The following is a 9,689-nucleotide window of genomic DNA, read 5'->3' on the forward strand; positions in this document are numbered from 1 at the left end:
AATCGCACGGCGGGCACGGCTGTAGACCCGCTTGCGCACCAGCAGCGGCAGGTTTTCCCACAGCACAGCGTTGCGCTCGGTCATCACTTCGTCGGTGTATTCTTCGATACGAATCTGGATCGTTCGGGTGAGGTGGGCAGAGATTTTTTCCGGCTCCATTTCGCGGAAGAACTCGTCCAGGCTACCCAGCTTCGAGAGTGCCTTGTCCACCACGATACCGGCCATCTTTTCCACCTTGGAGGGAATAATGCCCTGCCAGCCGAAAAAAGGTCGGATACCCAGAAACTCCAGGGGATAGAATGTCATCTGCACGGCCATCCAGTTGGTTGTCCAACCGACTGCACCAGCGATGAACGGAATACTGACGTACTTCCAGAAATCCGGGTACGCAAGCAAAGATTCCAGCATTGAAAAACAACTCCCCTTCAAGGGCTGGTGCACTGTAACTCGACAGCGCCAAGGCGAACAGGTCCCGTGTACACCTATCCAAGTCAAAAAAGCCAATGTTGTTTAATTATGAAAATGCATAGTATAGGGAGCCGCCATACCAAATATAAGCAGCATCGCGTAATTTTTGGCAACAAAACGGGACCGGAACGATCACCCCGGCCCAACATAATGACAGGACAGCGCTGCAACCATGCCTGAAACCACTAGTTTCCCCCAGCTTATCGTGCTCGGGGGGCTGGAGAGCGCCCTCAACCAGGCGCTCACCGGTACACAACAAGGACGGGAACGTCTCGCCGCTCTCCATGGAACCGTGGTGCGCATTCGTGCCGAGCGCCCGCGTTCGGTCCTGTATGTACTGATCTATGAAGATGGTGTGGAACTGCTCACCGACTACGAAGGCAATGTGGACATCCGGGTGCGCGGCCCGCTGGGTGGTATGGTCCATTGGCTGTTTGCCAGCGAACCGCTGGAAGACCACGAATCATTGCGCATTACCGGCAGCGAAGAACATGTGGCCCAACTGGCCGAGCTGATCAACCAGTTCAGCCTCTGGCCATTAATTCGCAACTGGCTGGACGATCATGTGCGCCTCAAGGAGTTGCTGGCACTGCTGCGCCGGGAAGATCCTGTCTGGCTCGAGCAGCTGGCCACCCTGCCCCGCCAAGTGGGCCAGCTGGCTGAACAGATGGCGCAACAACAATTGTTGCAGGAAGACATTCTGGATGAGCTGCGACAACTGCGCGGCGAGTTTCAGCGGGCACGCAAACTGGATCAGTTCTTTACCCTCACGGGCATGCTGCTGATTTTGCTATCGCTGATGAAAGCATCCAATCTGTGGGAAACTACCTGGCATGCGCTGCAGCAGGATTTCCTGTCGCTGGCGATGCTCAGCCTGGGCATCGCCTGCCTGGTAATTCGATTACTGCCAAAACGGCTTCAATAAAAGCCCGGCGCTGGTGGCACCACGCCTGACGCTATAACCCGGAACCGGCAAAGCCGGCCAAAATCAGGGCTTGTCTTTGCGCCCGAAGATTTGTCCAAGACGCTCCCCCACCATCTCGGCACTGGTGCGCGCCAGGTTACGGCTCGCGCCTTCCAGTAATTCCTTGGAGGGCAAATTACGTACCCCTTCCACCAGGCCCCGGCGAACCCCTTCCTCTACACGGTCCGAGAGCACTTGTGCAGCCTTTTCCACCTGCTCATCCAGTTCCCGTTGCAGACTGTCGCGCAAACGGGGCTGAAAATAAAAATGAGCCCACACCCCGACAGCCACCAGTGTGAACAGGGAGCTGAGCAGCGCCGACGCGACAATCCAGGTAACCGACATGATTGATTCCTCTGAGTGAAACCCGTTCCGGGCCACGCGTGCTGGCCACTGTTTGCGTAACAGTGGCCGACATTGTTGTTAAATAGAGTATGCACCCGATGCCGGACAGCCGTGAACCCGCTAGAGTCATACTAGCGGGAATGGAAGCCTACAACGTTGAGCAGGATGCCATCATAATCTCTGGTCCCGAGGTGCCAATGACTGCCGTGACAAACCCGCAACGCGCAGAAAGCCATAGCCAACATGTTTTACAACAAGCGTTATCCTTTTGCCGACGCCACAAACAACCCCTGGCACTGCTTGCCATCGACCTGCAGGAACTGAAAACACTGCAGGCAGAAATAGGCGAGCACCACATTGCGCCCCTGCTTGGGCAATTCTGCGAACACCTGAACAGCCGCAAACGCTGTGAAGATATCCTGATTACCGCACGCAGCAACCAGGTGGTGTTTCTGGCCCTGCCCGGCACCAATGCAGACGGCGCCGACATCGCAGCCGCGCGGCTACTGGACTGGCTTGACCACCACGAATTCAAGGTCGATGATTTTCGTGTCACGCTGAATGTGCGCATCGCCGTACATGTGCACAGCGGCGCCGACAACGAGGGCACCGGACGACTGGTCAACGATACCCTGAAGCTGTTGCGCCAACCCGCGGAGCGCGGCCAGCGCATTCTCTCCCCCCAGGCGCAGAAACAACAAAGCCAGCAAGCTCAGACTCAGGACGACACACAACAAAATGAAGCAAACCCGCCCCAGGCGCTTAGCGATGCGTTACTGGCGCAGGCCCGTAAAGATGGCTTGCTCGACACCCTCACCCCTTTCATCAACGCACTGGATGAAAGCGCGCGCCTGGAGCTGGTGGATCACCTGCTCGACGCCTCCACGCGCACGACATCGACGGCCAAACCTTACGGCTTTCGGGCAACCAGCACTGCGCGGCGTGGCGCCGGGTAACCTTCACGGGTAAGGCGGTGGTCGTTCGGATCCAGAAAATCCGGGAGCGACTGGAAACGCATCCAGTCAGTGGATCGCTGCTCTTGCACCGTGGTGTCGCTTTCATCCACACACCGCACATCCACAAAACCACACCGTTCCAGCCAGCGGGTGAGCATAGCCACGGAAGGCAGGAAAAAGACATTGCGCATGACTGCGTAACGATCTTCCGGCATCAGCACGGTGCGCTCATCCCCTTCCACCACCAGGGTTTCCACCACCAGCTCGCCGCCGGCGCATAATGCACCCTTTAATTCCAGCAGGTGGTCCAACGGGGAACGCCGGTGGTACAACACGCCCATGGAAAACACCGTATCAAATTGCCCACCGTCTGCCGGCAGCTCTTCCATGCGCAAAGGCAGGAACCACACGGGCAACTCAGGGGCATAGCGGCGCACTGCCAGGTACTGCACCAGAAACAGAATGGTCGGATCGATCCCCACGACCGCACTGGCGCCGGCGGCCGCCATGCGCCAGCAGTGGTAACCGCTCCCACAGCCCACATCGAGAATCCGTCGCCCCGCCAACGGTGACAAATGCGGCGCCACCCGTTGCCACTTCCAGTCAGAACGCCATTCTGTTTCCACAGGCACGCCAAAGAACTCGAACGGGCCCTTGCGCCAGGGAATCAACCCCTGCAACGCCTGCTTTACCCCGTCCTCGTCTTGCTCACCGGCAGCACCAATGGTCAGTGTGTTCTGATCCAGGGCGCACTCAGCTGGCCCCGCTGGCAACGCCTCCAGTGCCGCCAGCCAACGGGGCAAATCCCCGTGGGGACGGTCGACCAGACGCTCCCGGGACAGCGTCATCACTGCGGCCAGGGGTTGCGGAGCAAACAGGGGCGCAAGCCCGCGTTCACAGGCCTGAAGGTAATCGGTAAGCATCAGCGCACGGCCAGTAATGACATGAAATTAAAACAACGGAACCAGACATGAATATGCCGATAGCCCGCCTTTTTCAGGCGCGCTTCGTGGTCCGCCAGAGTCTCCGGGATCAACACATTCTCCAGCGCGGTACGCTTCTGGCTGATTTCCAGATCCGAATAACCATTATTGCGCTTGAAGGCATGGTGCAGTTCGGTCTGCAAGGCATTTTCAGCTTCGTTGGCAAAGCGGATTTTTTCCGACAACACCAGAATGCCGCCGGGCACCGTAGCATCTGCCAGGCGTTGAATCAGGGCATCACGCTTTTGCGGGGCGATGAACTGTAACGTGAAATTAAGCACCGCCATGGAGCAAGGCTCGAATGCCATCTCAGCCACATCACCTTCTTCCAGGGTCACCCGGTGGGCCTGTCCTGCATCAGAAAGCAAGGTGGCGGCCTGCTCGATCATGGCACGGGAATTATCCACGGCCACAATAGGGTTGCGGGTGTCGCCGGTCAGAGACGCCATGGCAGTGGCGGCCGCCCCCAGAGAGCACCCCAGGTCGTACAGACAGGTATCGGGCTGGGCATAACGGGCCGCCAGCACCCCGATCATATCGATAATGGTGGGGTAACCGGGCACCGAACGACGAATCATGTCGGGGAAAACCCGCACTACCGTATCGTCGAAGGAAAAACGCGCCACCTGCTGGTGGGACGTGGCGTAAATGCGATCATGCTGGTCTGACATAGAGGCCCCGGTATTCATCTGCGGGCCGATTATAGCGGTGTGGGGAGCCGGGGAGAAACGGCTGCGGATGCAGCCGTCTGAAAAAACGGGAAACGCGGGGCGACAGGAACGATGATTACTTCAGACTGACCCGCAAGTTGGGATTAAAGTCTTCGTCGGCCAGGTCATCCAGGTAACTATCGACAAAATTCCGGGTCGCCGTATCGCTGTCAGCGCCCAGGCGCGTCAGGGCATCCCCCAGGCTTACTGTCTGCCCATTCAGGCTTACCCGGGAAGCCGACAAACTCAGGCCCATATCAATCACCGCATATTCCAGGTTCTCCGCCTGACGGCCTTTGACCATATGGGAGAGCACCGTTTGCCCATCCGGGCAATGGATGGAAAGCAGGGACTCCCCGGAAGTCATTTGCACTTCTCCGCTTTCAATCAACTGATCCACCAGCGCGCCAAAAGCACTGTCCTGAGACGCCGCCTGGCACAGGCGCCCCTCCATCCCCGGATTCAACTGAGCCTGAGCAGGCAGGACAACGGAAAGAGTCAGAATAATTGCAAAAAAACGCATATTTCACCCCATTTCTCCCTGTTGCCAACCCCCATAGGCCTGCACAGCAAGAAATCAATAAATCACGATAGCCGGTATTGCGGCCCGCATTATACGAACTAATGCGTACACTTGTTAACCATTTTTAATCATTAACATGATAGAAAGATGACAAAACCTAACCTAATAAGGCTAGCAATTTCATAGACAGTTCATAAATAAGGATTAGCATCAAAGTAGAAAGGATAGGTTTCGGCACGGTGCTTGCTTGCATCAATCGTAACCATGGGGATTATCTTTGGATGCTGGACATGCAAACAACTCATCATCACTCGTCATTTTCATTCCTCACCGTCTGCGCTGCAGCGCTCACCGCCTGCGGCATCGGCCTGACGTTCAATGATGTTCAATGGCAACTGGTCAGCATGGCCAGCTTTTTCAGTGGCATGATGCTGGCAGCCTGCGCTTGCCTTTTGCACGCCATACGCCGTCATCGGGCCTGGCGCATCGAAAGCGCGATTCTGGCAGGCCTGATAGCGCTGGTATGGTCTGCGCCTCTGCTCCCCCCGGCCATGCAGGACACCTTGATCTACCTTATGCCGTAACACCCAGATACTGGGAAAGGGCCTGTTTCATTGCCGTCAGAGACAAGGGTTTGATCAATTGCCCGTTCATCCCCGCCCTGGGCACCCGACCTCCGTGCTCGGTAATGGCATGGGCGCTCAGTGCCAATATCTGGCACGCAGGCCAACCATGCTGAATTTCCAGTTCGCGGATATGATGGGCGCTGGTAAATCCGTCCATCACCGGCATATCCAGATCCATCAACACCAGATCCAGCTCCCCCTCTTCAGCATCAAAACAATCGACCCCCTGCTGGCCATCCTCCGCGACGATGATGTGCGCAACGCCCAGCCGCTCCAGGTAGCCCTTGGTGACCATCTGATTCACCGGATTATCTTCCACAATCAGAACACGCAAACTGGAGATGGATTCCACCGCCACCGGCTCAGTGACAATCGGGATCGCCCCCGGTACATAGCTCCCCAGTAGCTGCTGGAGGTCACTGACCGTCACCACCGAGCGACGTAGCACACGCACCTCCCCGGGTAGCCAGTCCGGCGTTTCACTACGCATGCCAAGCAATAACAAGACCTGGATACGGGCCGGATTCAGACGCACCATCTGCAGCGCTTCGTCGAGTAGCGCCTGCTCAGGCAGGCCATTGATCAGCAGAACACCACTGCGGATCTCCCCGTTCACCTCCGCCAGTTGCCCCATGCTCCTCACCACTTTCACGGTGTCGAAACGCGGGTCATCGGCCAGCCAATCCACCAGGCTTCCCTGCACATCCCAGAGCCAACTGGCTGGCGGCAGCTCCGCCATCATCGGGATGTCACCCTGCTCGCTGGTCATCTGGATACTGAAGCTGAACCGGGACCCCAGCCCCGGAGTACTGTGCACATGGATCTCTCCGCCCATCAGCCCCACCAGTTCGCGACTGATGGACAGCCCCAGCCCGGTACCTCCATAGCGACGGGCGGTATTGGCGGAAGCCTGAGAAAAACGCTGGAACAGTTGCGCTTGCTCGTCCTGGGTCAAGCCAATGCCGGTATCGGTCACCGCAAAGGTGAACAGCGGGGCTTCGCCGCCACTGCGACGGCACACCAGGGACAATACAACCCGCCCATTGCGGGTAAATTTTACTGCGTTGCCGACCAGGTTGATCAGGATCTGGCGTAGCCGGATCGCGTCCCCCACCACATCCGAAGAAGTGTGCGGATCCACATCCAGAATCACCAGGGTGCCATTATCACTGGCCGGCAAATTGAACATCTGCACGCATTCCGCCAGTAGCGTCGGCAAGTCAAAGCGTTCTTCAACCAATTGCAGTTTGCCTGCTTCAATCTTGGCGAAATCCAGCACATCGTTGATCAGCGCTGTGAGGGTACGGCCGGCGCTATCAATCAGGCTGATATATTCCTGCTGCCGTGGCGACGGGTCGGTCTCGCGCAACAATTCCGCCAAGCCGATCACGCCGTTCAGCGGCGTTCGGATTTCGTGGCTCATGCGGGCAAGGAAAAGACCCTTGGCCTGGCTCTCGGCACGGGCATTGATCGCCCGGTAATTGGCCCGGTACACCCACAACGCCAACCCCAACACCAGCCCATACAGCAGCACGATACCCAGCATCATCCAGACCGTGGCCCGGGCCTTTTCCTGGCGAACATTGCTGAGCAGCTGGTCCGCCAGGGAAATCAACGTGGCGGACAGCCCATCCAGGGATTTCATGGCACTGCGGCTGTGGTCGTAAGCCTCTTCCCAGGAGACCTGAATGCGTGGCGCCAGAATCAATTCCTGCTCGGACCACTCCAGAAACGACAGCAAACCGCCCTGCACCAAGCGCCACTGCTGCTGCAACTCAATGGCACCGGTACGTGCCACCAGCGCCTTGATTTCGCTATCAATGATAGTCACCTGGTGCTGCAAACGCTGCCAGGCATTCTCCAACCGCCGGGCGTCATTGTCCCCCAGGTAACCGCCACGCAGACTCACATACAGAGCCAGCGCCCGGATCAGGCCGATATCTTCCTGGGCCTGGCGGAATGACCCCAGCGGCAAAGACAGCACCTCATTGGGTTCCAGCCCCTCGCCTATGGACAGATCCGACACAAACAACACCGTGGACAAGGCATTGCTCAACCGTTGGGTAATCTGGTTCACGTTGTCGAAAGGGCCAACCACATCCTCAAGGGGAATACCGGTTTTCACCGTCAGGTCGCGCCAGGCCTCGCTCAGCAACCCGCCCTGATCATTCAGCCCCGGAATATCCCGCTGCCGGACACGCTGCAGGAAGTCCAGCAAACGGCTGCCGGCACGGGAGCGGCTGAGTTCAAAGCGGGACACGATTTCCGGTTCCTGGGTGTGAATAGCGACCGGCGCCAGGTCGCGCATGTCGTTAAGCGGCGGGAACGCGGCCAGCCCCGCATCGAACAGGCGCACGTCCTCACGCATGGTATCGTAGGTATCCAGCATGCCCAGGCGATGTTGAATCAGAAGGACCGAGGCGATGGCGAATGGCACGGTGATCAGCGCAAACAGCAACAACATGGCCGCACTGGTTCTCAGGCCGACAACCGGCAACCCCGGTGCTGATGACCGTGGCCTGTCTGGCGACATATTATGTGATGGCTTTTCCATCCGCCTGCCCTGAAAACGGTTATGCTGGTAGTTTGCCACTACTTATGCTTTGCCACATCTCTGCACACAACGGCATATCCCTTCTAACAAGATATTTACCTTGCCCTATGCTGCGATCCATGAATGTAAAAGTTTGCTATCTCTTGCCAGTCTTCACACTGGTGAGCCTACTCTCTGGCTGCGCCGACAAGCCTGTGGAGGAAACCCCGGATTCACCGCTTCACGTGCAAAAACTGGACAAGGCCACCCTTAAAGCCACCGGTTCGGAGAACCAGGCCCGCGCACTGCCAGACCGTAAAGCACAACTGGATCTCTACCAGGCGCCCAAGACCCTGGCGGGCCTGCAATTCGACGGCGAAATCAGTTCCGAGCACGCGCGCACCCTGCGTTACCGGGATGCGGATGGCAAGGAACAGCTTTCCCTTACCCTGTCCGGCTTGCCTGCGGGCTGGGACACCATGCAACCCCGGCGCGCCGTAGCGGGCTACTACAGCGAACTGCGCCAGCGCCGGGTCGACAAGGCACTCAGCAACAGCGCCAACGCGCTCAGCATCATCAGTGAGCGACTGGTGGACCTGGAAGGCAACCCCAGTGCCCAGGCCCAAATGCGCTGGGTAGAACCCAACCGCCCAATTCAAAACCAGGCGTTACTGGTCACCTTGATCAACGACAACTTCATCCGCATCAGCAACGCCAGCTACCGGCAGAAAACCGTCTGGTTACTGCAACAGACAAAACGTGTACTGGCTGAGTTCAAGGCGGCCCAGAACGTGCCAGCTCCGTAATCGCAGCGTGTTACCCTAGGGCCTCACAGCGACGCCGCCAACCACACGGATCCCATGACCGCTCCCCTATTCACTGCGCTGATCCCGGTCCGACTAGAGGGACCACATTTGCTATGACCAAGACCGGCACCCTCCTCACCCAGCACCCAACCGACCAGCCCAGCACATCCCGGCACGCCATCGTCATCGGCGCCGGCCTGGCCGGCGCCACTACAGCCCGCGCCCTGGCCGAGCAACACTGGACCGTGACCGTCCTGGATCCGCAGGGCATTGCCGCCGGCGCGTCCGGGAATCTGGCCGGTGTCGTCTATAGCACCGCCAGCCCACACCTGACACCACAGAATCGTTTCTACCAGACGAGCTACCGCCATGCCTTGCGCTGGCTCCACCATTACGGCTTTCCCTCCAGTGACCAGGACGGCCAGCTCAATGGCGTCATTCAGCACTTTGTAAACGACAAACAACGGGACAAATTCACTGCCGCCATGGACAGCGGTGCCTGGCCTGCCGACCTGCTTCGCCCGGCGCTGGCCGGCAATGGAGTGGAACTGGTGGGCGGCGGTTACCTGCGCCCGGATCGCTGGTGCCGGCACCTTCTCAACCATCCAGCGATTACATTGCTTGATGACTCCGTGACGTCACTACAGGAAGGCTCCCCCGCCAGCGTCACGCTGGACAAAGGCACCCGGCTGCATGCCAACGCCGTGATAGTCTGCGCCGCCGGCGCCAGCCAGCAGCTACCAGGGCTGGGCTGGCTACCGCTCAAGCACATTCG

10 protein-coding genes and 1 pseudogene are annotated in these 9,689 nt (G+C 58.4%); 5 read left to right on the forward strand and 6 right to left on the reverse strand.

Annotated elements, in window-relative coordinates:
* Positions 1-408, reverse strand: a pseudogene (locus A3754_RS09210) (hypothetical protein); the annotation flags it as partial.
* Between the two features lie 232 nt (positions 409-640).
* On the opposite strand from A3754_RS09210, the gene A3754_RS09215 reads away from it, so the two are divergent.
* Positions 641-1,393: a hypothetical protein gene (locus A3754_RS09215; protein WP_063519425.1), complete on the forward strand. Its 753-nt coding sequence runs from the start codon at positions 641-643 to the stop codon at positions 1,391-1,393.
* Positions 1,394-1,456: 63 nt separating this feature from the next.
* Here A3754_RS09215 and A3754_RS09220 read toward each other — a convergent pair whose 3' ends face one another.
* The gene (locus tag A3754_RS09220; RefSeq protein ID WP_063519426.1) at positions 1,457-1,777 is read right to left on the reverse strand and encodes a hypothetical protein; all 321 of its coding nucleotides are present in this window, start codon (positions 1,775-1,777) and stop codon (positions 1,457-1,459) included.
* A 197-nt stretch (positions 1,778-1,974) separates the two neighbouring features.
* On the opposite strand from A3754_RS09220, the gene A3754_RS09225 reads away from it, so the two are divergent.
* The gene (locus A3754_RS09225; RefSeq protein WP_197468592.1) at positions 1,975-2,733 is read left to right on the forward strand and encodes a diguanylate cyclase domain-containing protein; all 759 of its coding nucleotides are present in this window, start codon (positions 1,975-1,977) and stop codon (positions 2,731-2,733) included.
* Here A3754_RS09225 and cmoB read toward each other — a convergent pair.
* From cmoB to A3754_RS09240, 3 genes are all read right to left on the reverse strand, one after another.
* Positions 2,688-3,656 carry a tRNA 5-methoxyuridine(34)/uridine 5-oxyacetic acid(34) synthase CmoB gene (gene cmoB / locus A3754_RS09230; protein WP_063519428.1) on the reverse strand — a complete coding sequence of 323 codons (969 nt, stop codon included), beginning with the start codon at positions 3,654-3,656 and terminating at the stop codon, positions 2,688-2,690. The two genes, A3754_RS09225 and cmoB, sit on opposite strands and share 46 nt — an antisense overlap.
* On the reverse strand, positions 3,656-4,387 hold the full coding sequence (cmoA, locus tag A3754_RS09235; protein WP_197468593.1) for a carboxy-S-adenosyl-L-methionine synthase CmoA: 732 nt from the start codon (positions 4,385-4,387) through the stop codon (positions 3,656-3,658). The genes cmoB and cmoA overlap by 1 nt, the downstream gene beginning before the upstream one ends.
* Before the next feature lie 115 nt (positions 4,388-4,502).
* The gene (locus A3754_RS09240; RefSeq protein WP_063519430.1) at positions 4,503-4,949 is read right to left on the reverse strand and encodes a hypothetical protein; all 447 of its coding nucleotides are present in this window, start codon (positions 4,947-4,949) and stop codon (positions 4,503-4,505) included.
* Positions 4,950-5,239: 290 nt separating this feature from the next.
* On the opposite strand from A3754_RS09240, the gene A3754_RS09245 reads away from it, so the two are divergent.
* Positions 5,240-5,533, forward strand: coding sequence for a hypothetical protein (locus tag A3754_RS09245; RefSeq protein ID WP_156496930.1), 294 nt, complete (start codon positions 5,240-5,242; stop codon positions 5,531-5,533).
* On the opposite strand, the gene A3754_RS09250 is transcribed toward A3754_RS09245, so the two are convergent.
* On the reverse strand, positions 5,523-8,072 hold the full coding sequence (locus tag A3754_RS09250) for an ATP-binding protein (protein WP_231880567.1): 2,550 nt from the start codon (positions 8,070-8,072) through the stop codon (positions 5,523-5,525). The genes A3754_RS09245 and A3754_RS09250 overlap by 11 nt on opposite strands.
* A gap of 218 nt (positions 8,073-8,290) precedes the next feature.
* Between A3754_RS09250 and A3754_RS09255 the strand changes: the two genes are divergently transcribed.
* Entirely contained in the window at positions 8,291-8,914 is a 624-nt protein-coding gene (locus A3754_RS09255) for a hypothetical protein (RefSeq protein ID WP_231880568.1), read from the forward strand.
* 113 nt (positions 8,915-9,027) lie between these two features.
* On the forward strand, positions 9,028-9,689 hold a 662-nt coding region (locus tag A3754_RS09260), incomplete at its 3' end, for an FAD-dependent oxidoreductase (RefSeq protein WP_156496931.1).

This window comes from Alcanivorax sp. HI0083 (assembly GCF_001635175.1).